This window comes from Acidimicrobiales bacterium, assembly GCA_035546775.1.
GTDB lineage: Bacteria > Actinomycetota > Acidimicrobiia > Acidimicrobiales > JACCXE01 > JACCXE01.
The window spans coordinates 361271-383875 of sequence record DASZWD010000030.1; the positions used below are offsets into that span (position 1 = coordinate 361271).

General features: G+C 69.0%; 25 protein-coding genes. 19 read left to right on the top strand and 6 right to left on the bottom strand.

Annotated features, from left to right (window positions below; translation table 11 throughout):
- Position 1 precedes the first annotated feature (1 nt).
- The 13 genes from VHC63_07605 to VHC63_07665 are packed head-to-tail and all read left to right on the top strand — an operon-like array spanning position 2 to position 11868.
- On the top strand, positions 2-583 hold the full coding sequence (locus tag VHC63_07605; GenBank protein HVV36456.1) for a TetR/AcrR family transcriptional regulator: 582 nt from the start codon (positions 2-4) through the stop codon (positions 581-583).
- A complete protein-coding gene (locus VHC63_07610; GenBank protein HVV36457.1) occupies positions 580-2007 on the top strand; it encodes an ABC transporter substrate-binding protein in 1428 nt (475 codons plus the stop codon). The genes VHC63_07605 and VHC63_07610 overlap by 4 nt, the downstream gene beginning before the upstream one ends.
- The gene (locus VHC63_07615; GenBank protein ID HVV36458.1) at positions 2008-2883 is read left to right on the top strand and encodes a branched-chain amino acid ABC transporter permease; all 876 of its coding nucleotides are present in this window, start codon (positions 2008-2010) and stop codon (positions 2881-2883) included.
- Positions 2880-4715 (top strand): branched-chain amino acid ABC transporter ATP-binding protein/permease, encoded by a 1836-nt coding sequence (locus VHC63_07620; GenBank protein HVV36459.1) that lies wholly within the window; start codon positions 2880-2882, stop codon positions 4713-4715. The genes VHC63_07615 and VHC63_07620 overlap by 4 nt, the downstream gene beginning before the upstream one ends.
- Positions 4712-5536 (top strand): ABC transporter ATP-binding protein, encoded by an 825-nt coding sequence (locus VHC63_07625; GenBank protein HVV36460.1) that lies wholly within the window; start codon positions 4712-4714, stop codon positions 5534-5536. The genes VHC63_07620 and VHC63_07625 overlap by 4 nt, the downstream gene beginning before the upstream one ends.
- Positions 5533-6399 carry an alpha/beta hydrolase gene (locus VHC63_07630; GenBank protein ID HVV36461.1) on the top strand — a complete coding sequence of 289 codons (867 nt, stop codon included), beginning with the start codon at positions 5533-5535 and terminating at the stop codon, positions 6397-6399. The genes VHC63_07625 and VHC63_07630 overlap by 4 nt, the downstream gene beginning before the upstream one ends.
- Before the next feature lie 9 nt (positions 6400-6408).
- Positions 6409-7695 carry an adenosylmethionine--8-amino-7-oxononanoate transaminase gene (gene bioA, locus VHC63_07635; protein ID HVV36462.1) on the top strand — a complete coding sequence of 429 codons (1287 nt, stop codon included), beginning with the start codon at positions 6409-6411 and terminating at the stop codon, positions 7693-7695.
- Complete coding sequence (locus VHC63_07640; GenBank protein ID HVV36463.1) at positions 7682-8737, top strand: 8-amino-7-oxononanoate synthase; 1056 nt, start codon at positions 7682-7684, stop codon at positions 8735-8737. Before bioA ends, VHC63_07640 begins: the two co-directional genes overlap by 14 nt.
- Positions 8734-9360, top strand: coding sequence for a dethiobiotin synthase (locus tag VHC63_07645; GenBank protein ID HVV36464.1), 627 nt, complete (start codon positions 8734-8736; stop codon positions 9358-9360). Before VHC63_07640 ends, VHC63_07645 begins: the two co-directional genes overlap by 4 nt.
- 10 nt (positions 9361-9370) lie before the next feature.
- Positions 9371-10378 (top strand): biotin synthase BioB, encoded by a 1008-nt coding sequence (bioB, locus tag VHC63_07650; GenBank protein HVV36465.1) that lies wholly within the window; start codon positions 9371-9373, stop codon positions 10376-10378.
- Entirely contained in the window at positions 10378-10560 is a 183-nt protein-coding gene (locus tag VHC63_07655) for a hypothetical protein (GenBank protein ID HVV36466.1), read from the top strand. Before bioB ends, VHC63_07655 begins: the two co-directional genes overlap by 1 nt.
- Complete coding sequence (locus VHC63_07660) at positions 10529-11392, top strand: mismatch-specific DNA-glycosylase (protein HVV36467.1); 864 nt, start codon at positions 10529-10531, stop codon at positions 11390-11392. Before VHC63_07655 ends, VHC63_07660 begins: the two co-directional genes overlap by 32 nt.
- Before the next feature lie 5 nt (positions 11393-11397).
- Positions 11398-11868, top strand: coding sequence for a hypothetical protein (locus tag VHC63_07665; GenBank protein ID HVV36468.1), 471 nt, complete (start codon positions 11398-11400; stop codon positions 11866-11868).
- Between the two features lie 51 nt (positions 11869-11919).
- Here VHC63_07665 and VHC63_07670 read toward each other — a convergent pair whose 3' ends face one another.
- Complete coding sequence (locus VHC63_07670; protein ID HVV36469.1) at positions 11920-13473, bottom strand: AMP-binding protein; 1554 nt, start codon at positions 13471-13473, stop codon at positions 11920-11922.
- A gap of 507 nt (positions 13474-13980) precedes the next feature.
- Between VHC63_07670 and VHC63_07675 the strand changes: the two genes are divergently transcribed.
- Genes VHC63_07675 through VHC63_07685 form a run of 3 tightly spaced genes read left to right on the top strand, consistent with a single transcriptional unit; the run spans position 13981 to position 15909 of the window.
- On the top strand, positions 13981-14250 hold the full coding sequence (locus tag VHC63_07675) for a transglycosylase family protein (GenBank protein ID HVV36470.1): 270 nt from the start codon (positions 13981-13983) through the stop codon (positions 14248-14250).
- A 10-nt stretch (positions 14251-14260) separates the two neighbouring features.
- A complete protein-coding gene (locus VHC63_07680) occupies positions 14261-14797 on the top strand; it encodes a DUF4202 domain-containing protein (protein HVV36471.1) in 537 nt (178 codons plus the stop codon).
- Positions 14776-15909, top strand: a complete 1134-nt coding sequence (locus tag VHC63_07685) for a hypothetical protein (GenBank protein HVV36472.1) — start codon at positions 14776-14778, stop codon at positions 15907-15909. The genes VHC63_07680 and VHC63_07685 overlap by 22 nt, the downstream gene beginning before the upstream one ends.
- Positions 15910-16017: 108 nt before the next feature.
- On the opposite strand, the gene VHC63_07690 is transcribed toward VHC63_07685, so the two are convergent.
- From VHC63_07690 to VHC63_07700, 3 genes are read right to left on the bottom strand one after another with little or no spacing between them, the layout of a single operon-like run.
- Positions 16018-16872, bottom strand: coding sequence for an Ig-like domain-containing protein (locus tag VHC63_07690; GenBank protein ID HVV36473.1), 855 nt, complete (start codon positions 16870-16872; stop codon positions 16018-16020).
- An 8-nt stretch (positions 16873-16880) separates the two neighbouring features.
- Positions 16881-17966, bottom strand: coding sequence for a serine hydrolase domain-containing protein (locus VHC63_07695; GenBank protein HVV36474.1), 1086 nt, complete (start codon positions 17964-17966; stop codon positions 16881-16883).
- 16 nt (positions 17967-17982) lie between these two features.
- The gene (locus tag VHC63_07700; GenBank protein ID HVV36475.1) at positions 17983-18378 is read right to left on the bottom strand and encodes a MarR family transcriptional regulator; all 396 of its coding nucleotides are present in this window, start codon (positions 18376-18378) and stop codon (positions 17983-17985) included.
- 124 nt (positions 18379-18502) lie between these two features.
- Between VHC63_07700 and VHC63_07705 the strand changes: the two genes are divergently transcribed.
- The 3 genes from VHC63_07705 to VHC63_07715 are packed head-to-tail and all read left to right on the top strand — an operon-like array spanning position 18503 to position 20844.
- On the top strand, positions 18503-19486 hold the full coding sequence (locus VHC63_07705; GenBank protein HVV36476.1) for an ATP-binding cassette domain-containing protein: 984 nt from the start codon (positions 18503-18505) through the stop codon (positions 19484-19486).
- A complete protein-coding gene (locus tag VHC63_07710) occupies positions 19483-20304 on the top strand; it encodes an ABC transporter permease (GenBank protein ID HVV36477.1) in 822 nt (273 codons plus the stop codon). Before VHC63_07705 ends, VHC63_07710 begins: the two co-directional genes overlap by 4 nt.
- Positions 20305-20355: 51 nt before the next feature.
- Positions 20356-20844, top strand: a complete 489-nt coding sequence (locus VHC63_07715) for a J domain-containing protein (GenBank protein ID HVV36478.1) — start codon at positions 20356-20358, stop codon at positions 20842-20844.
- Here VHC63_07715 and VHC63_07720 read toward each other — a convergent pair.
- Positions 20798-21928: an acyltransferase gene (locus VHC63_07720; GenBank protein HVV36479.1), complete on the bottom strand. Its 1131-nt coding sequence runs from the start codon at positions 21926-21928 to the stop codon at positions 20798-20800. The genes VHC63_07715 and VHC63_07720 overlap by 47 nt on opposite strands.
- Positions 21925-22599: a helix-turn-helix domain-containing protein gene (locus tag VHC63_07725; protein HVV36480.1), complete on the bottom strand. Its 675-nt coding sequence runs from the start codon at positions 22597-22599 to the stop codon at positions 21925-21927. Before VHC63_07725 ends, VHC63_07720 begins: the two co-directional genes overlap by 4 nt.
- Positions 22600-22605: the final 6 nt, after the last annotated feature.

Here is a 22605-nt window from a genome sequence, read left to right on the forward strand (position 1 = left end):
GTTGGAGGTCGCACAGGAGATTCGCCGTCTGTCGGCTCGCGAAGGCGGGCTGCCGGAGGGCGCGGGGCCAGAGGGGCCGCGGCGGCGCATTCTCGAAGCCGCACTCGGGCTGTTCGCGGAAGTCGGCTTCGCCGGAGCGTCGATCCGTGACATCGCCACGGCCGCGGGGATCCGTTCGGCGACGCTCTACGCCCACTACCACGCCAAGGAACAAATCCTCGCCGACCTCGTGCGGATCGGGCACGAGAACCACCACGAGCGCCTGCGCGCCGCCCGCGGTCTCGCCGAGTTGGTGCGGGCCCACGTGCGGTGGCACGCCGAGCATCCACGGCTGGCGGTCGTCGTCAATGCCGAGTTGCACGCGCTGTCGCCGGACCTGGCGGCGCCGGTGCTGGAGATCCGCGACGCGTCGACCCGGCTGCTGTTGGACGCCGCCGGTGGTGACTGGCTCGCCGCCGCCGCCATCGGCGGCATGGGGATTCGGGTCGCCAACTGGTTCATGCCGGGCGGCGAGTACACCGTCGACGAAGTCGCCGACACGTACGCAACATTCGCTTTGAGGATGGCCGGAGGGGAGCCATGATCCGGAAGCTGAGCGCCGCGGTCGCGCTGGTGCTGCTGACGTCGTGCACGGGTGCGCGTCTGCCGAAACAGGACGTCGCCGCGGGACGCCGATCGACGGCGACGACGGCGACGACCGACGCGTCCACTACGTCGTCGACCACCGACGGCGGCGACCCGCTCGCCGGCGTCACGTCACCGACGCTGCCAGCCCTGCCCGGCACGGCTACCAGTACGGCGACGACATTGGTGGCGCCCGACACGAGCCCAGTGCGCTCGACGCTGTTCACGCCGAACGAAGACACCATCGGCATCACCAAGGATTCGATCACGCTGTGCGCCCACGCCGCGCTCACCTACGGCGCCGCGTTCAACACCAGCGCGGACGACCTCAATGTGTTCTGGAGTGCGGTGAACGACGCCGGCGGCATATACGGGCGCAAGGTCATCGCCACCTACGAGAACGACAACTACAAGCCCGACACCGCGGTGCAAGCGGCCAATGCCTGCAAGCAGAAGAACATCTTCTTGCTCCTCGGTGGCATCGGCTTCGACCAGATTCCCGCGGTGCGCAACTGGGCCGAGACCAACCACATGCTCTACCTCCATCACACCGCCACGGTCGAAGGCACGGCGAACCAGCGCTACAGCTTCACCGCGCTGCCATCGACCGAGAAGCTGGGCGAGATGTTCGCGGAACTGGCGGCGACGCGTTTCAAGGGCAAGAAGATCGGCATCATCAAGCGCAACAGCCCCAACTGGGAGCCGGGCGTGACGTCGTTCAAGGCAGTGGCCAAGAAGTACGGCATCGACGTCGTGGCCGAGCGCGCCGTGGAGGAGAACCAGGGCAGTTACGTGCAGGAGTTGTTGTCGATGCGCAACGCCGGCGCCCAGGTGGTGTGGCTGTGGGAGAACGCGCTGGCCTCGACGCAGATCGTCAAGCAGAGCAAGGCGCAGGGCTACAGCCCGCAGTTCCTGCTGTTCCCGTTCAACCTCACGAGCCAGACGCTCAACAACGACGCGCTGAATCCGCCGCTCGTGGGCGTTGCCATGTACCCCGCGTATTCGTATCGGGACTACAGCGGACCCTTCGCCGGCTACGCCGACGACATGAAGGAGTTCGAGGCCGAGTACAAGAAGTACCGGCCGAACGCGGCGTTGTCAGGCCTCGCCGGTGACCTGCTGTTCCTCAACTGGACCGGCATGAAGGGGCTCGCTCTCATGCTGCAGCGGTGCGGACCGAACTGCACGCGCAACAAACTGGTCGACGTGATGACGTCGCTCAAGGTGTCGCGCCCGTTCTCGTCGGCGTGCGACGTCGACTTCACGCGACCCGGCTTCGCTCGCGTGGGCGGCTTCGAGGTCAACGCGATGGAGACGTACCGGTCGCCGTCAGGACCGGTCAACTGGCGCAACACCAACACCTGCGTCGAACACCTGCTGTAGATGGGACAGGTTCTCGTTCTCGGGGTGCTGGCCGGCAGCATCTACGCGCTGTTCGCCGTAGGCATCGTGCTCGTATACCGCGGCACCAAGGTGCTCAACTTCGCGCAAGGTGAAGTCGGCACGGCCGGGCTGTTCGTGGCGACGTGGTTGACCGTCGACCACCACGCGCCGTGGATCGTGGGTGCCGTCGCCGCGGTGGCCTTTGCCGCCCTGATCGGCGTCGCGTTCGAGCGCTTCGTCGTGCGACCGATGGGCGAGGCGCCCCGCGTCGCGGTGGCCGTTGCCACCGTCGGGTTGCTGTTGTTGATCTCGTCGGTCGAGCTGGTGGTGTTCAAGCTGGGCAGCAAGCCCCGCTCGATCAGCGGTCCGATCAACGGAAGGGGCGTGAGCCTCGCCGGCGTCGTCGTCTCGCCGACACAAATCATCTCGTTGGCCGTGGCGCTCGCGGTGGGGATCGCGCTGGCGGTGTTGCTGCGCCGCACGGACTTCGGCCTCGGCGTGCTCGCGGCGGCGCAAGACAGCGCCGCGGCGCGGCTCGTCGGTGTGCCGGTCAACCGCGTCTCCGCATTCGTGTGGGGCACCGGCGCGGCGATGAGCGCCATCGGCTGTCTCCTGATCGCACCGGGGCTGGGGGCGTTCTCCCCCGGCGCCGTGAGCCGCCTGTTCCTCTTCGGACTCGCAGCCGCCGTCCTCGGCGGGCTGACGTCGCTACCCGGGGCGTTCACCGGTGGTTTGCTCGTCGGCCTGGTCGAGGCGGGTGCGGGGCGGGTGTTCGAGAACGCATCACTGCCGGGCACCAAGACACTGGCCGTGTTCGTCTTGCTGCTTGTCGGGTTGCTCGTGCGCCCGAACGGATTGTTTGTGAGGAACACTTGAAGAATCGCCCCGGTCTGCGGGTCATCGTGGTCGGTACCGCCGCGTCACTGGTCGCGCCGGCGCTCGTACACCTCGGCCTCGTCACGGAATACGCGGCGTTCGTGATCGGCACCGGAGTGGCGTTGGCCGCGGCGGCCATGTCGCTCAACCTGCTGATGGGCTACGCCGGGCAGGTCAGCCTCGGGCAGTACTCATTGCTCGGCGTCGGCGCGTTCATGTCGGGGTGGTTCACGCCGGCGACACGCCTCGGACTGCCGTTCCTCGTCGCGCTTCCGGCCGCGGCGCTCGCAGGCGCGGCCGCGGCGTTTCTCGTGGGCCTCCCGGCGCTGCGGCTACGCGGGCTGTATCTCGCAGTGGTCACGATCGCGTTGTCGTTCGCCCTCACCGAGTCGATTTTCCGGGCGCGCTCGATCGGCGGCGGATCGGCGGGCATCGCACTCCCCCGCCCGCAGGTGAACAACTTCATCTTCACCAACAACGGCGACTACCTGGGCGTGCTCGTGGCGTTGTTCGTGCTGGTGTGGTGGTTTGACACCAACGTCACCCGCACGACGCTCGGACGGGCCTTTCGGGCGATTAAGACCGACGAGTCGGTGGCCGCCAGCTTCGGCGTCGAGGTGACGGCGTACAAACTCGGGGCGTTCGCCTTGTCAGGCGCCATGGCCGGTATTGCCGGAATGATGTACGCCCACCTCGTCGGCACGGTGAACTCCGAGTCGTTCCAGTTCGAGAAGTCGCTGCTGCTCGTCGTCGTGGTGGTCGTCGGCGGCCTCGGTAGCCGCGTCGGCGTGCTATCCGCCGCGTCCTTCTACGCGCTATTCCCCGTCGTCATGCCGACACTGTTCGGCAATCGCGTCCTCGGTTACGACCTCGTGATCGGCGCGTTCGTACTCATCGTCACGATGGCGCGTAACCCGTCGGGGTTGGCGGGCACGCTGCGGCAGCTATTCGACGAGCGACGCGAGCGCGCTCGCGTCGACGCCGTCAACCTCACGACGATGCCGCCGTTGCCGGTGCTACCGCGACCGTCCGCGCTCGGCCACCACCACGACCATCTCGAGATCGGCGGCGCCGTGCTCGAGTGCACCGAAATCCAGGTCCGCTTCGGCGGTCTTGTGGCGGTGGACGACGCGTCGCTCGTCGTGCCGCGCAACCGCATCGTGGGACTCATCGGCCCGAACGGTGCCGGCAAGACGACGCTGTTCGACGTGTTGTCGGGTCGCCGCCGTCCGGACTCGGGGCGCGTCGACCTGCTGGGCAACGACGTTTCGTTGTACGGCGCGGCGCGCCGGGCGCGCGCCGGCCTTGGCCGCACGTTCCAGAACATTGGTCTGGTCCGCGACCTCTCGGTCACCGAGAACTTCCTGCTGGCCCAGCACAGTGTCGCCGGCTACGACCCGTTCTCGGCGCTGCTGTACACCCCGCCGGTCGCCCGCGGTGAGCGCGAGCTGCGCGAGCGCGCCGCAGCGGCGATCGAGGCGCTCGGATTCGAGCGCTACGCCCGCACCCCCGTCGGCAACCTGTCGATCGGTCAGCAACGCATCGTCGAGCTGGGCGCGGTGTTGCTCGGCGCGCCCGAAGTGGTGCTGCTCGACGAGCCGGCGGCGGGCATGTCGCCGGCGGCCGCCGAAAGCCTGGCGGCGCGCCTGATCGATCTCCGCGTCTTGCTCGGTCGCACCGTCTTGCTCATCGAGCACAACATCCCGCTGGTGATGGCGACGTGCGACTACGTCTACGTGATGGCTGCGGGACGCGTCATCGCCCACGGCTCGCCGACCGACGTCGTGCGCGACGACCTCGTCGTCGAGGCGTATCTCGGCGGTGCGGTATGACGGATCCCGTCCTCGAGGTCTCCGGCCTCGAAACCGGTTTTGGTGCCAGCCAGATCCTCTTCGGCATCGACCTGGCCGTGCGGCGCGGCGAGATCGCCGGCGTGCTCGGCCTCAACGGCGCCGGCAAGTCCGTCACCATGAAGGCGATCGCCGGCCTGGTGCCGGCCTGGCGCGGCAGCATCCGGCTGCGGGGCGAGGACATAACCCATCTCCCACCCGAGGCGCGTGTCCGCCGCGGCATGGGCAACGTGCCGCAGGGCCGGCAGGTCTTCCCCGATCTGACGGTCGAGGAGAACTTGCGACTGGGGGCCTACACGCTGCGACGGCGCGACAAGTCGCGCTACGCCGCATCGCTGTCCACCATGTGGGATCGCTTTCCCAAGTTGTACGAGCGCCGGGCCCAAGCGGCGGGGACGATGTCGGGCGGCGAGCAGGCCGCGCTCGCCGTCGCCCGCGCGCTCATCAACGAGCCAAGCGTCATCCTCGTCGACGAGCCCTCGGCCGGCCTCGCCCCGATCGTGGTGGAGGACGTGTTCGCCACGCTGCGCTCGGTCGCCGAGACGGGCGTCACGATGCTGCTCGTCGAACAAAACGTGTCGGCGGCCCTGCAGCTGGTCGACACGGTGACGCTGCTGCAGACCGGCACCGTCGCTTGGTCCGGGCCGGTCAAGGATCTCGACCGAGCAATGCTCACCGAGCGACTGGGGATCGGAAAACTGCTCGCCCCGAAGCGACGGCGGGCGCCGGCAAAGAAGAAGGCCGCTCCCGCAAAGAAGAAGGCCGTCGCCAAGAAGGCACCCGCACGAAAGCAGACACCATGAACTTCGAAACTATCGGCGTGCCGGTCATCGGCGGCGAACTGAACGTCGGCGTCCACGAAGGCGCACAGGGCGCGCCCGCCGTCGTGCTCATCCACGGCATCACTGCCAACCACCACACGTGGTCGCTGGTGGCGGATCACCTGTCCGATCTCACCCTGCTGGCGCCCGACCTGCGGGGCCGCGCCGGCAGCGCTTCGCTCCCCGGTCCCTACGGGATGCGCAGCCACGCCCGCGACATCGTCGCCATCCTGGACCACGTCGGCGTCGACACCGCCACCATCGTCGGCCACAGCATGGGCGGCTTCGTCACCGCCGCGTTCGCCGTCGACTACCCCGACCGCGTCGCCGGCCTCGTGCTCGTCGACGGCGGCGTCACGATCGCCGAGGCGCCGGCGGGCACCGACATCGACGCGGTGCTCACCCAGATCCTCGGTCCGACGATGCAGCGGCTGTCGATGACCTTCGAGAGCGAGGACGCGTGGCTGGCGTTCTGGAAGCAGCATCCGTCGCTTCAGGAATGGAATGACACGATCGAGGCCTACGTCATGGCCGACATCGTGGGCGAGCCGCCCAACCTGCGGTCGGGCTGCAACGTCGAGGCCATTCGCGCCGACGGCGCCGACACGCTGGGCGAGGGCGGCTTGCTGTTCCGTCGGGTGCAGCGGCCGATGCCGTGGCTGCGGGCGCCGCGCGGCCTCCTCAACGCCGAGCCGCTCTACTCCGACGCCGTCGCCGCGCAAATGGTGGCCGAGTACCCGATGCTGCGCGACATCCTCGTCGACGACGTCAACCACTTCACCATCACGGTGAGCGAGCGCGGCGCCCGGGCGGTCGCTGAGGTCATTCGCACCCAGGTGCCCTAACTTGGCGGTGTGAGCGCACACGACGACTGGGTCAAGCGCGATGCCGCCGTGGTGTGGCACGGGTTCACGCAGATGTCGACCTACGCCGACAACCAGCCCGTCATCGTCGAGCGCGCCGAGGGCCGCGAGCTCGTTGACGTCGACGGCAACCGCTATCTCGATGCCATCTCGTCGCTGTGGGTCACGACGCTCGGCCACCACGTTGCCGAGTTGGACGCTGCCCTGCGCGACCAGATCGACAAGGTCGCCCACTCGACGCTGCTGGGCAACGGCAACGTCGCCGCCGTCGAACTGGCGGAGGATCTGGCGGCCGTGCTGCCGGTCGACCGCCCGCACTTTTTGTTCGCCAGCGATGGCGCCGCCGCCGTCGAGCAAGCGCTCAAGATCGCCTTTCAGTACTGGACCAATCGGGGAGTCGCCGGCCGGTCGTCCTACATCGCCTTCGGTGGCGCGTACCACGGCGACACCATCGGCTCGCTTTCAGTCGGGTCAGGCGGCTTCGGCACCGACGTGTTCGACCCGTTGCGCTTCCCCGTCCTACGGGCGCCGCGCGTCGACGAGCCCGGAGCCTTCGACACCGCGGTGGAGATGGTGCGCGACAACGCGTCGACGCTGGCGGCCGTCATCATCGAACCCCTCGTGCAGGGCGCCGAAGGCATGCGCCTATCGCCGCCCGCCGGCGTGCGCGCCCTGCGCGACGCGTGCCGCGACCACGACGTCTTGTTCATCGCCGACGAAGTCGCGACGGGGTTCGGCCGCACCGGCACGCTTTTCGCCAGCGAGCAGTGCGACATCACGCCCGACATCATGTGCATCGGCAAAGGCCTCACCGGCGGCTACCTGCCGATGGCGGCGACGGTCGCCAGCGGTGCCGTGTTCGACGCCTTCCTCGGCCCCGACCTCAGCGAGTTCACGCTTTATCACGGTCACTCGTTCTCCGGGAACGCGCTGTGCGCCGCCGTGGCACGCCGCCACTTGCATCTGTTCGCCGAGTGGGACGTCCTCGCCAACGTGCGGGCGCGTGCCGCGCAACTGGCGACGCGACTCGAAGCCGTGCGCGCCCATGCACACGTGCGCGACGTCCGCCAGCAGGGACTCATGGTGGGCGTCGAGTTGGCGCCGCCCGCCGACGGGCTGCGCTGGGGTCGGCGCGCATGCGCGGAGGCGGTGCGTCGCGGCGTGCTGCTGCGCCCGCTCGGCGACGTCGTCGTCCTCATGCCGATCCTCACTTCGACCGCCGACGAGATCGATCGCATCGTCGACACCTTGGTCGCCTCCATCGATGCCTTGGACTGAGTGGGTCGACGCCCAGCTCGACGCCATCCGGCGCGCCGACCGCTGGCGCGCCCCCGTACCGCGCGACGGCATCCGTAACTTCGCCTCCAACGACTACCTCGGACTGAGCCAGCATCCGGCGGTCATCGCCGCCGCCCACGACGCCCTCGACAAGAACGGCGCCGGCGCGGGATCGGCGCGCCTCGTCGTCGGGTCACGCGCCGACCACCACGCGCTCGAAGACGACCTCGCAGAGTGGAAGCACACCGAGCGCGCCGTGCTCTTCTCGACGGGCTACCAGGCGAACCTGTCGGTGCTCACCACCTTCGGCGACGCCAACACCCGCATCGTGTCGGACGAGTTGAACCACGCGTCGATCATCGACGGCTGCCGACTGTCGCGCGCCGAGGTCGTCGTGTACCGCCACGGCGACGTCGAGCACGCGGCGTCGCTCGTCGCCGGCGCCGCGCGCGCCATCGTCGTGACCGACTCCGTGTTCTCGATGGACGGCGACGTCGCGCCGCTCGCCGAGCTCGACGCGCTGTGCACCCACACCGGCGCGCTGCTGGTCGTCGACGAGGCGCACGCCGTGCTCGGCCCCGAGGTCGCGCTGCAGACCACGCACGTGCGCGTCGGCACGCTGAGCAAGACGCTCGGTTCTCTGGGCGGGTTCGTCGCGTCGAGCGCGTCGCTGTGCGACCTGCTGGTCAACCGGGCGCGGCCATACATCTTCACCACCGCGTCGACGCCGGCCGACACCGCGGCGGCGCGGGCGGCGCTCGCGGTGTTGCGATCCCCCGAAGGCGAGGCGCTGGTGGCGCGGCTGCGCGACCACGTCGCCCGGGTGCGTCCGGGACACCCGTCGCCCATCGTGCCGGTCATCCTCGGCGAGGAGCAGGCGGCCCTCGACGCGGCCGCGTTCATGGCCGAGCGGGACTTGCTGGTTCCGGCGATCCGGCCGCCCACGGTCGCCCCCGGCACGTCGCGGCTGCGGGTGGCGTTGAGCGCGGCCCACTCCGACGACGAGATCGACCGGCTCATCGCCGCGCTGGCGCAGCTGTGAACGTCGTCGTCGTCGCCGGGACCGGCACCGAGATCGGCAAGACGTTCGTCGGCGCCGCCGTGATCCACGCGTTGCGGGAGCAGGGCCACACGGTGATCGCCCGCAAGCCGGCGCAGTCGTTCGAAGAGACCGACACGTCGACTGACGCGTCCGTCCTCGGCGCCGCCAGCGGCGAAGCGGCCGAGGCCGTGTGCCCCAAGCACCGCTGGTATCCCGTGCCGATGGCACCGCCGATGGCAGCCGTCGCCCTCGGACGCGACCCGTTCAGCATCTCGGACCTCGTGCTCGAGACGAAGCGATCGTTCACGACGGCCGACGTCGCCCTCGTCGAGACCGCCGGCGGCTCGTGGTCGCCCCAGGCGAGCGACGGTCTGCACGTCGGCGACTTCGCCGCCCAGTTGCGCGCCGACGCCGTCTTGCTCGTAGCCGATGCGGGGCTCGGCGTCATCCACGCCGTGCGCGGCGCCGCCGCCGCGTTCGCCGACCCGCCGATCGTGTTCCTGAACCGCTACGACTCCGGCAACGGTCTCCACGTCGAGAACCGCGCCTGGCTCGCCGGCCACGACAAGTTCACGGTGGTGACCTCGGCCGCCGAAGCGGCGGTCATGCTCGCCGCCATCTAGCGTTTGTCGCGTGACAACCGCAGCACGCGCCCTGTTGGCCTCCGCCGCCACCGCCCTGCTCGACGAGCGCCGCCAGCTCACGATGGACGAGCTCGCCGCCCTCGCCGCCTTGCCGAGCGAACAGACCGCCGCCCTCGCCGCCCTCGCCCACGACGTGCGGCTGGCGTGGTGCGGGCCGATGGTCGAGGTCGAAGGCATCCTGTCGGTGAAGACGGGCGGCTGCTCGGAGGACTGCTCGTTCTGTAGCCAGTCCGCCCAGTTCGACTCGCCGGTCAAGGCGACGCCGCTGCTGTCGATCGAGGAAGTCATCGCCGCAGCGGAGGAGACGAAGGCAACGGGCGCGACCGAGTTCTGCCTCGTGCTGGCGCTGCGCGGCCCCGACGAGAAGGTGATGCGCTGGCTCGAGGAAGTCACGCCGATCATCGTCGAGCGCACCGGCATGCAGGTCGCCGTGTCCGCCGGCGTGCTCGACGAAGAGCAGGCGGCGCGCCTGCGCCGCGCCGGCGTGCACCGTTACAACCACAACCTGGAGACGGCGAGGTCGTTCTTCGGCCGCATCGTCACCACCCACTCGTGGGAAGAGCGGTTCGAGACGTGCAAGATGATTCGCGCCGAGGGCATGGAGTTGTGCTGCGGCGTCCTCTTCGGCATGGGTGAGTCCGACGAGCAGCGTCTCGAACTCATCGGGCAGCTGCGCGACGTCGAACCGGCCGAGGTCCCGGTCAATTTCTTGAACCCGCGACCGGGCACGCCGCTGTCGGAGCGTCCGCTCGTCGGCGCCCTCGACGCCATCAAGTGGATCGCGTTGCTGCGCCTGGCGCTGCCGACGGTCATTCTGCGCCTCGCCGGTGGACGCGAGGTCACGTTGCGTGACCTGCAGGCGATGGGCATGACGTCGGGCATCAACGCCCTCATCGTCGGCAACTACCTCACGACGCTGGGCCGCTCCGCCGAGCAGGACCTCCAGATGCTCGAGGATCTGAAGATGCCGGTGGGGGCGCTGTCGGCCGCGCTGTGATGGAGCGGCGTCACTGCACGAGCTGCGGGCGACGGCTGGAGCTGTGCGACAACCAGTGCGCCCGCACCCTCGACCCGCCGCGCTTCTGCCCCCAGTGCGGCCGGCGGATGACGGTGCGGGTGACGCCGGCGCACTACGTGGCGCGCTGCCGTGACTGTGGCGAGTACTCGGCCGCTTCCTAACCGCGTCGCCCGCGGCCTACGGCTGCTCGTCTGCGGCATCAACCCGTCGCCCGCCTCGGCGGGCGCCGGCATCGGCTACTTCCGCAAGGGCAACCGCTTCTGGTCGGCGGCGCAAGCGGCGGGGCTGGTGAGCGTCGACCGCGATCCGGAGCACGCGCTGCGCGTCGACCGCATCGGCTTCACCGACTTCGTGGCCCGCGTCGAGGCGGACGCCGCCAAGCTCGGGCGCGACGAGCTGCGGGCGGGCGCGCTCGAGGTCGACGCGCTCGTGCGGCGCTACAAGCCGTCGGCGGTGCTGTTCACGTCGATCACCGCGTTTCGCACCGCCGTCGACCGGCGGGCGCCGATCGGCGTGCAACCCGCATCATTCGGTGGACGGCCCGCCTACGTGATGCCGTCGACCAGTGGCCGCAACGCGGCGGTGTCGCTGGCCCAGTTGACCGACCACATGCGCGCCGCCGCGACGCTCGCCGATACTGCGGCCGCGGCGCTCGCCAACGCGAGATGGTGCCGTGAGCAGGGCGGCGTGGGCGGTCGGTTCACCGACACCTACTGGTACGCGCCGCGGCGCACCGCCGAGTTCTACCCCGACGCCGTCACGCTGCACCCCCACGTGAACGTCGACGCCCTTCTGGCGCGCATCGACCTGTCCCCCGGCGCCTCCGTAAAGGACAGCTTCGCCACCCTCGACCTCGCCCCCCACGGCTTCGAGGTGCTCTTCCGCGCGCGGTGGTACCGCCTCGCCGACGGCACCACCGACTGGTTCAACGACGGCGACGCGCCTGCAGATGCCGTGCCGTTCGCGCCACTCACGATCTGGAAGAAGCCGTGAGACGCGTGGCCGCGGCGCTGGTCGTGCTGGCGGCGTGCACGCATGCTCCGTCGCAGACGGCATTCACGGGTCACGGCCTCACCTTCCGTGCGCCCGGTACCTGGAAGGCGCAAGCGTTCGCCAGTGAGCCGCATCTAGTCACGTATCTCAGCGACGCAACACTGCATGATCCGTGTCACGCCAGCTCGTGTGCCGATCCGATCGATACGTTGCCGCGCAACTCGGTCCTCGTCGCCTGGTACGACGGGCCCAACGGGCGCGTCGCCAAGGAGAACCTGCGCGTCGGCGGGCAGCCGGCGCACAAGACGTATCGCCGCAACGGGTGTCCCGGCATCGGCGACGAGGAGATCACCGTCCGCTTCCACAACGCGGCGCGCACGACGACCTACACGATGAACGCCTGCCTCCGTGGCCCCGACCTCAACCACCTGCGGGCCCAGGTCGACGACATGCTCGCCTCCCTCCGCCTTCTGTGAAGGATCGTCCGCCTACAGGACGGAAATTCCTTCACAGAAGGTGGGGGCGCGTCAGTTGACGAGTTTTTCGCGGCCTTCCCAGTAGGGCTGGCGGAGCTTGAACTTCTGGAGCTTGCCGGTGGCGGTGCGGGCGAGTTCGGTGCGGAACTCGATCGACGTCGGGCACTTGAAGTGCGCCAGCTTCGAGCGGCAGTGTTCGATCAGGCCGGATTCGTCGACGGAGGCATCCGGGCGCAGCACGACGAGGGCCTTGATCGTCTCGCCCCACTTCTCGTCCGGCACACCGATGACGGCGACCTCGGCGACGTCGGGATGCTGGAAGAGGCAGTCCTCGACTTCGATCGACGACACGTTCTCGCCGCCGGAGATGATCACGTCCTTCTTGCGGTCGGCGATGACCGTGTAGCCCTCGTCGTCGATGAAGCCGCCGTCGCCGGTGTGGAACCACCCGTCGACGATCGCCTTCGCCGTCTCCTCGGGCTGCTCCCAGTAGCCGGCGAACACCTGGTTGGTCCGCGCCAGCACTTCGCCGTTCTCGTCGGTTGCCATGCGCACGCCGATCGTCGGCAGGCCGGCGCGGCCGAGCTTCTGGGCGCGCTCGAAGGGCGACAGCGCGTCCCACTCCGACGGCGCGCGGTTCATCACCAGCAGCGGCGACGTCTCCGTCAGCCCGTAGATCTGGATGAACTCCCAGCCGAGTTCGGTGTCGACGCGTTCGATCGTCTTGGTGGGCGGCGGGGCGCCGGCCACGACCATGCGCACGCCGCGTCCCGCTCCCGGAACGGTCGCGCCCGCGTCACGACGCTTCGTTCCCGCGTCGAGAATGGCGGCGACGACGGCAGGCGCGCCGCACAGCAACGACACGCCATGCTCCTCGATGCGCGACAGGATCACTTCGCCGTCGACCTTGCGCAGCACGACCTGCGGCACACCCATCGACGTGAGCGCGTACGGCATGCCCCATCCGTTGCAGTGGAACATCGGCAGCGTGTGGATGTAGGTGTCGCGATCGGACACGCTGGCGTGCCACCCGAACGTCGTGGCGTTGAGCCAGATGTTGCGGTGCGTGAGCTGCACGCCCTTGGGGCGCGCCGTGGTACCCGACGTGTAGTTGATGGACGCGGTCGCGTTCTCGTCGGGCTCCCACGCCTTGGGTTGCGCGCCCGCGGGTGCGGGCGCGAACAATTCGGCGTCGGCGACGCCGTCGAGCACGATGCGGTGCTTGCACTGCACCCCGGCAAGCGCCGGTTCGACCTCGGGGTCGATCAGCAGGACCGTCGCCCCGGAGTGCTCGACGATGTAGGCGACCTCCTCGGCGTTGAGGCGGAAGTTGACGGGCACGCACACGCGGCCGAACGCGCTGACACCGAACAGCGTGATCATGAACTTGGCCGAGTTCGGGCTGACGATGGCGACGCGCTCACCCTGGTCGACGCCCATCTTTTCCAGCGCCAGCGCCAGGCCGCGGGCCCGCGACTCCAGTTCGGCGAAGGTGATGGAGCCCAACGCGCCCGGAATACCGGGCTCGTCGATCACGGCGGTGCGGTCGGGATAGGCCAGCGCTCCCCGGTAGAGAAAGTCGCCAACGGTCAGCGGTACGAGCATGGAGGCGAGCGTAGCGAGCCTCCCAAAGAGACAGGGTGGGCGGGTGGCGCATTCTGCCTGCTCAGGGCCGAGTTGAGCGTTGAATGCTTGGTCGTGTTACACCCCTGTAGTACAATGCTAGCTACCGTTTAAACAACGCTGGCTGTAGTTAGCGCTTGGTGCTTCTACAGAATTGGTGGGCTGGGTGCTCCGCTGTCGCTTCCCCGAACGTTCTGTTCGCTCGCGTGCCTGGTTCTTTCCCCCCACCGCCTTCCTATTGCCTATCGAAGGGGACTTTGTTCAACCATGTTCCAACGCGTACTGGCCGGGGCGATGCTCGTTCTCGGTCTTTCCGGCTACATCAGTCTTGGGTGTCGCGCACTCCCGAGTGCGAGCACGACACCCACTCCCCGAACCCAACGTGTCCACCTGGCCTCCGCGGTCAGCGCCGAGACGATTCCCCCCACGACAACCACGACGGCACCTCCGCCGCCCCCCACGATTCCCCCTCGGGCCTCCCGAGCCGCAGTGCGGCCCCGCTATGTCGGGCCGATCAACGACGACACGTTCATCCGCCTCTCCTGGTGTGAGGCCGGAGGTCGTCCAGACGCCGTTAGCCGGAGCGGCAAGTACTTCGGCGCCTTCCAGTTCTCTCTCGCCACGTGGCACTCGATGGGCATGGCTGGCAGCCCCGTCGACTACCCGTACGACACCCAACTCAACGTCGCCAAGGCGCTCCAGGCGCGCTCGGGTTGGGGCCAGTGGCCGGTCTGCGCCCGCAAGATGGGCCTGAGGTAAACACTCCTCTGTGAATCTCGAGGCGGCGCTCGACGCGATTGACGCCGCCAACGCGCAAGACCCGCGCACCCTCGTGGTGCGCGGGTCTTCGCGTCCGTGGGCCCTCGGCGAAGGCGAGCTCGCGTCGCAGTGGCTCGCGACACTTTCACCCGACGCGTCCGACGCGTTGCGCATTGCCGTGCGGGCCCATCACCTCCGCCGCTGGGAGACGCCTCGTGCGTCCTTTCCCGAAGGTCGCGCCGGCTACCTCAAGTGGCGCACGCACCTCTACGACGTCGCCGCGCAGCACGCGGCCGACGCCATGCGCGCCGCCGGCTACGACGACGAAACCATCGCGCGCGTCGCGACGCTGATGCACAAGCGCAACCTGCGCACCGACGACGAGGCACAAACGTATGAAGACGTGTTGTGCCTCGTGTTCCTCGAGTCGCAGTTCACCGAGTTCGCGCAGCGCACCGATCCCGAGAAGCTCGACGGCATCGTCACCAAGACGCTGGCGAAGATGAGCGACGCGGCGCGCGCCGCGTGGCAAAACTTCGCAGCGTGATCGCCGCTCGCATCGTCGTCGCGCTGATCGGCGCCTTCGTGCTCGTACGCACGCTCGTATCGGCGGTGCGCTCGTTCGTCGTCCCGCGCGACGAGCCGACAGCGTTGACCCGCGCCGTGTTCCTGGCCCTGCGCGTGCCCTTCGTCGCTGTCGCCCGCCGCCGCGATCACGCCACGCAGCACCGCATCATGCGCGCCTACGCCCCCAGTGCGTTGCTCTTGCTGCCCGTCATCTGGATCTTCCTGTTGTGGCTGTGCTTCGGCACGTTCTACTGGTCCCTCGACCACACAACGGTGCGCCGCTCGCTCGAGATCAGCGGTTCGGCGGTGACGAGTCTCGGCACGTTCCCCGCCCGCAGCTTCCTCGCCGGCGTGTTGTCGTTCGGCGAGGCGGCCCTCGGCCTTGGCCTCGTCGCCCTCCTCATCACCTACCTACCGACGATTTACGCCGCCTACCAACGACGCGAACGTGAAGTGTCGCTGTTGTCGGTGCGCGCCGGCACACCACCGTCGGCCGTCGAGATGATCGTGCGATTCCAGCGCATCGACTTCCTCGATCGCACCGAAGAGATCTGGAGCGGTTGGGAGGAGTGGTTCGTCGACGTAGAGGAGAGCCACACGTCGATGGGTTCGCTCGCCCACTTCCGTTCGGGGTTGCCCGACCATTCGTGGATCACGGCGTCGGGCGCCGTGCTCGACACCGCCAGCTTGCTGTTGTCCAGCGTCGACGTTCCCTACGAGCCGCGCGCCGCGCTGTGCATCCGCTCGGGCTTCCTCGCCCTGCGCCACGTGGCCGACTACTTCGACATCACCTACGACCACAACCCGGCGCCCACCGATCCGATCGCGGTGACGCGCGCCGAATACGACGTGGCACTGCAACGCCTCGCCGACTCGGGCGTGCCGCTGAAGGCCGACCGCGAGGTGGCCTGGCGCGACTTCGCCGGCTGGCGAGTCAACTACGACCAAGTGCTGCTGGCGTTGTGCGCGCTGGTGTGGGCGCCGTCGGCGCCCTGGAGCGGTGACCGACCCGCCGCATTCCGGCGACCACCACTCACCCGCCGGGGTGGCCGCGGGTACGGCACCCGCACGGCGCACCAGCGCACGCGGTAACCGCCGCGGCGGCCACGACCGCCGCCGTTTTCCGCGCCACTTTTTGGCGGCCATTTCACGACGTCGTCGCGATATGGCCGCCAAAAAGTGGCTTAGGACGAAGCCGCGCTAGCGACCGTAGGTGCAGTGCACCCAGTCGCTGTAGCCGCTCGGATCTGACTTCGGATCGGGTTCGTCGCCGCAGTTGCCGTTGGTGGTCGGCGGACTCTGCGTCGTCGTGGGGCCGCTCGGCTGCGTCGTCGTGGTGTGCACGGTTGTCGTGGTGTGCGGCTCGGTGGTCGACGGCGCCTTGGTCGTCTGCGTCGAACCACGCGTGGTCGTCGTGTGGCGGGTCGTGGTGGTGTGCGACTTGGAGGACTTCGAGTTCGACGTCGAGCCGCCGAGGTCCTCGATCGTCACGTCGGTGCTCTCGGGCGTGGTGGTCTCGCCGGTGACGGTGACGTCGGTGCTGTCCGTCGTCGTCGTGCCCCCGCTGCAGTGGCCCGCTCCCGACTTGGCGTTCGCCGGCACGGGATCGGACTCCACCCCTGGGGGCAACACGCCCTCCGCGTTGATCGACACCGACACCGTCGACTCGCCGACCGCGCCCTGCGGGTCGAGCGCCTGATACTCGATCGTGGCCGAGTCGGGCGCCGGGTCAGCGGGCGTGAACAGCACACGATCGTCGCTGGCGTCGGTCGGGGTGCCGCCGTCGTCGATGGTCGAGTCGCCGCCGGTGGTGCGCAGGATCTGGAACACGAGCGGGTCGCCGTCGGGATCGGTGTCGTTGGCCAGCACGTCGATCGAGATCGGCGTGCCCGGCTTGGTGGCGACGGCGTCGGCGCGGGCGACGGGCGGGCAGTCCCGCGGCTGTGAGGTGTCGACGTTGGCGCCGTTGTCGCCCCGGGACCGGATGGCGAACAGGCCGATGATCACCACCGCAAGAACGATGGGCGCGGTGAAAAACAGACGATTACGCGGCATGAGGCCGATCAGGTTACTTGGCCGATTTCCAGATCTTCGTACAGGGCCGTCAGGACCGGCTGCGTGCGGCGGTGATTCGCTGGCTCCCCCGGCATCCCATTCGCCGCGAAAGCGACACTGAGGCCGTTCGCCGGGTCGGCGAACACCACGCTCGACTGCCGCCCGCCGTGGCCGAAAGCGTCGGCGCCGGCGTGGTCGCCGTAGCCGTAGAACGCGGGTTTGTGCTGGTACTGCCACGAATTGACCATCACGCCGAGGCCCCAGTCCATGACCATGCCGAAGGTTTCGTCGCGCATCCCAGCCCGGCGGCGCTGTGTCATCTGTACCACCGCCCGCTCCGACAGGATCCGTTCACCGTCCAGCTCGCCGCCGCGGCGCAGCGCCTCGGCCAGGCGCACCAGATCGCGCATCGGCCCGATCCCCGAACCCGACGGCTCGACCCAGCCGAACCCTGTCTCCGTCTCGAACCGCGGGATGGGACGGGGCGCGCCCGTGGTGTCGTGCATCACGACGATGCGTTCGCCGTAGGCGCGCACGCGCTCAGGGGTCAGCGCCAGCCACGAGTCGGCCATGCCGAGGGGCTCGAAGATCTCCTCGGCAACGAAGTCCTCGAACGCCCGGCCGTCGAGGCGGCGCACCAACTCGCCGAGCACGTGAAAGCCGGTGACGGGGTGATAACCGGCGCGCTCGCCCGGGACCCAGCCGTCCTCCCGGGGGGCGTCGTAGATGCGCGCCAGCAGTTCCTGCGGCGGGATGCCACCGATGAACAACTCGTCGGAACCGCGCAGGTAGCGGAAGCCGCCGGTGTGCATCAGCACCTGCGCGACGGTGATCGTCTCCTTGCCGTGGGCCCCGAACTCGGGGATGTACGCCGCGACCGGTCGGGCGAGGTCGAGGCGGCCGCGGTCCCACAACTGCATGACGGCGGTGGCTGTCACCAATTTCGTGCCGCTGAACCACGGCACGAGCGACGCGTCCGTCATGGCAACACCGGGGCGGGCGATGCCCTCGGCGATCGAGGCGACGGGAACGCCGTTGCGCCACACGGCGAGCTGCACGCCGACGTGCCAGCCGCGGTCGAACCCGACGGCGATGGCCGCGCGGGTGCGCTTAACCGGCGGCCTCTTGGGCGCTGGCCGCCGACTGCATCTTCACCAGGAGGTCGCGCAGCTTGCGCTGCTCGGCCGCGCTGAGCGCGTGCATCGACGCCGGCGCCTTGTGCAGCACCCGTCTGGCCTTGGCCTGGGCCGCTAGCCCCGCCCTGGTGATGACGATGGCGCGTACCCGCCGGTCGGTCGGCAGGATGCGGCGCTCGACGTAGCCGTGGCCCTCGAGGTCGTCGACGAGCGCGGTGACCCACGAGGCGTCGCAGCGCAACTTGTCGGCGAATACCCGCATCGGTGTGCCCACCCCTGGCTCCATACCGAGCAGCAGCTTGAGGGCGGGCGGGCCGACGTCGATCGCCTCGCAGGCGGCGTGGAAGCGCGAGTGATTCTCGTCACTCATGAAGATTTCGGCCAATACGGCCCATGCCTCGTCACCCGGTGTTGCCACGTACCAGATCTTAACCGAATTTTCTGCTCGGTAAATATTTGACCTTCGTCAACCTTCAAGTGGTACGGTGCCGGGCATGAACTCACCTGCTATCGCGACAGAACAGATCGTGAAGCACTTCGGTGGGGTCGAGGCAGTTCGGGGGGTCGACCTGCAGGTTCCGGCCGGAACCGTCTTCGGGCTCTTGGGCCCGAACGGTGCCGGCAAGACCACCATCGTCCGAATGCTCACCACCATTCTCAAACCCACGTCGGGGCGCGCCACCGTGCTCGGCGTCGACTGCGCCAACGAACCCGAACGCGTCCGCCACATCATCGGCCTCGCCGGCCAGTACGCGGCCGTCGACGAGAACCTCACGGGTTACGAGAATCTGCGGATGGTCGGTCGCCTGACCCACCTTCCGAAGGCGACGATCAAGCCCCGCGCCGACGAACTGCTCGAGCGCTTCAACCTGGCGCACGCCGCCAGTCGCCCGGTGCGCACGTATTCGGGCGGCATGCGGCGCCGGCTCGACCTCGCGGCCGCGCTCGTGCACCGGCCCACGGTGCTCTTTCTCGACGAGCCGACCACCGGGCTCGACCCCCGCAGCCGCAACGGCTTGTGGGGCGTCATCGAGGACCTGGTCAAGGACGGCACCACCGTGCTGCTTACGACCCAGTACCTCGAAGAGGCGGACCGCCTGGCCCAGGACCTGGCAGTGATCGACAACGGCGAGGTGATCGCCCGCGGCACGCCGGCGCACCTCAAGTCGAGCTTCGGCTCCACGATCGCCGAGATCGGCTTTGCCGCCCCCCGCACGGCGCAGCGGGCCCACAAGGCGCTCGCCAAGCACGCCCCGGCCGACCTGCTCGTCGACGGCCTCACGGTCGAGGTGCGCATCGACTCGGGTGCGGAGGGCGTCACCGCTCTCGTGCGCGCCCTGGACGCCGCCAAGCTCAAGCCACAGCGCTTCATCGTGCGCGAACCCACCCTCGACGACGTGTTCTTGAGCTTGACGGGTCACGCCGCCGAGGCGATCCCCGAGGTCGCCGACGACGAGACCGAGCGAGGTGCGGCATGACCGCCGAACTGACGATCCCGTCCTACGAGGCCAAGGGCCTCGACAAGGCGCGCTGGGCGGCGCAGGACATCATCACCGTCACGTGGCGCAACCTCGTCGCCATGCGGCGCGTGCCGCAGGTGCTGGTGTTCTCCACCATCCAGCCGATCATCTTCGTGTTGATGTTCCGCTACGTGTTCGGCGGGGCGATCTCGCCCGGCGCCCAGTTCGCCAAGTATCCCTACGTCGACTTCCTGATGCCGGGCGTGTTCGTGCAGACGATCACCTTCGGTTCGATCCAGACGGGCGTGGCGCTGGCCGAAGACGTCGGCAAGGGCCTGATCGAGCGCTTCCGGTCACTGCCCATGGCGCGTTCGGCGGTGCTGGCTGGTCGCACGATCGCAGATCTGACGCGCAACGTGTTCGTGTTCACGCTCATGACCCTCGTCGGCTTCGCCGTCGGGTTCCGCATCCACACGAACGTCTTCGCCTTCCTCGCCGCCCTGGCGCTGCTGCTGTACTTCACCTTCGCGCTGGCGTGGATCTTCTCCTACATCGGCTTGGCGATGAAGAACGCCGAGGCGGCGCAGGCCGCCGCCTTCCCGCTGGTGGCGCCGCTGGTGTTCGCCAGCTCGGCGTTCGTGCCGCTGTCGAGCCAGCCCGGCTGGCTGCAGGTGTTCAGCGCCCACCAGCCCGTCACCCTCACCGTCAACGCCATCCGGGCGCTGTGCATCGGCGGGCCGACGCTGACGCCACTGCTCCAGAGCATCGGCTGGTCGACCGCCATCATCGCCGTCTTCGCGCCGATCGCCGTCCACCGCTACCGCGCCACGGCGTAACGCTCGACTGCGTCCGCGAAGCGCGCTACACCCGATCGCTACCGTGGCGCCATGGATCCCTGGCAGGTGCTCGACACGCCGCGCTCGGCCGGCGTCGAGGGCGCCAAGCGCGCCTGGCGTGAGCTCGTGGCGTTGTACCACCCCGATCATCACGCCGACATGCCGCCGGGCGTCCAGGCGCGGGCCGCTGCCGGACTGCGCCGGGTCAACGAAGCCTGGACGACGATCCGCGACGCCGCCGGGGCGGTTCGTGCGGCCGACGACACCACCGCGCCGCCACAGGACGAGCCGGGGGTGATCTCGGTCGAAGGTGCGCCCTTCGACGCCAAGCGCCGTATCAAGCAGGCGGCCAAAGCGGCGAATCTCACCGTGAAGACGGCCGCCGACGCGACCCTCGTCGTGACCCGCGGATCGTTCGCCTCGAAGAACGGACTCGTGCTCGAGTTGACCGATCAGGACGGCACGACGGAAGTGCGCGTTGCCGACGGCCCGCTCAGCCTGGCAGAGCCGTTGTTCGCGGCGCTCCGCGGCGACGGGTAGCCGCGCGGTCACGGCCGAAGGCGGGCGCCAGCCAGTCGATGCGCTGTAGCGCTTCGTTGACCACAAGTGTGGCGGCGGTTGCCGTCACCAGCGTCACCGCGAACTTCACCGCGATGGGCCACGACGCCGCGATCACGAGCGCTCCGAGGCCCACGACAAACCCCTGGTGGACGAGATACACCCCGAAGGCACGGTCGCGCGCCCAGGCGTGCAGCCGCCCGCTGCCGGTGAACGAGCGGCGCGCCCACCCGAGAATGCCGATCACCATGCCGACGCCCGCCACGGCCGACAGCGTCATTTCGACCAGATAGGCCAGCCAGTCGGACGCGTCGTTCACGACGACGACGCGAAGGAAGAACGGCAGCATGAGCAGCTCTGCCGCCAACCCGATGCGAAGCATCACGACGCGGTGCTCGTCGACCAGGCGGTCGACGGATTCGAAGCGGCCCACGTAGAACCCGCCGATGAAGAACGCCGAGTAGTAGGCGAAGTTCGCCCAGTCCCACACCAGTGTCTGCTGCCCCGGCCACGCCCAGCGCAGCAGCACCTGGATGGCGATCATGAGTCCAACGAAGCGAACAAAGGAGCGCCGCGTGACGACGGGCTCATCCCTGCGGGCGTTCGCCTTGGCGAAGTGCGGCAGGTACAGCAGCGCGAACGTCAGCAGGTAGGCGAGGAACCACAGGTGTGACCACGTGACGGCGACTCCGCCGATGTGCACCGGCGACCCGTTCGCGGCCACCGTCCGGTCGTGGGCGTGACGCACCTCGATCCAACCGATGAAAACGCACTCGGTGAGGCCGAACACCAGCAGCGGGATGCCGAGGCGCCGCCAGCGCTCGTTCCGAACCTCCTCGGGGGTGCGACGCTTCAACGCCGCGGCCATCGACCAGCCGGCAAGCACGAAGAACAACGGCATGTGCCACTGGTGGACGAAGAGGGCGAACACGTCGAAGCCTTGGAACGAAGCGGCGTTCTTCACGTGATACGCCGGTGTGTAGTCGAAGATCATCGCCGTGTGGAACGCCAGCAGCAGAAAGCACGCCGCGGAGCGCAGGTTGTCGATGTCGGGACGACGGTTCATGCGGTTCCCCCGGAGATCGCACGCGTGATGAGTTCGACGGTGGTGGCGCGCACCGCCTCGGCGTCGAGCCGACCGCCGTCGGGATCGCCGAAGCGGTGGCGCGCCATCCACGTGATCGACTCGACGATCCAGCGCGCGGTGACCGCCGCGTCGAGTTGCGGGGCGCGTCGCGCGACGTAGGTCGTGAGGTCGCGCAGCAGCCCTCGACGCACGTTGTCGTAGAAGAGCGCGGCCACGTCGGGCATGTCGCGAGCCGAGCGCTCGAGGGCGTCGAGCCCCCGCCGATGGTCGCCGATGAGGTCGAACAGTTCTTCGACGATGCGGGTGCACTCCTCGACGAAGTGGGCCGGCGGCCCCTGGCGTGCCAGCGCGGCGTCGAGCGCCGGCAGCTGCGTGATGTCGTCGAGCGCCTGACGCAACTGGGCGAGAAACCGCGGCCGCGACGCCACGGTGAGCGGCTTCGGACCTCTGGTCGCCTCGTCTGGGTCGAAGGCGTACAGCGCGCACAGCAGCAGCAGCGCCTCCTTACCCTCGACGTAGTTGTAGAGCGTGCCGACCGATACGCCGGCGGCCTCGGCCACGTCGGCCATCTGCGCCCGCGAATAGCCCAACCGGCCGAACACCTCGAGGGCGGCGTCGACGATGCCGCCGACCCGATTCGGAACCGCCACCCGCGC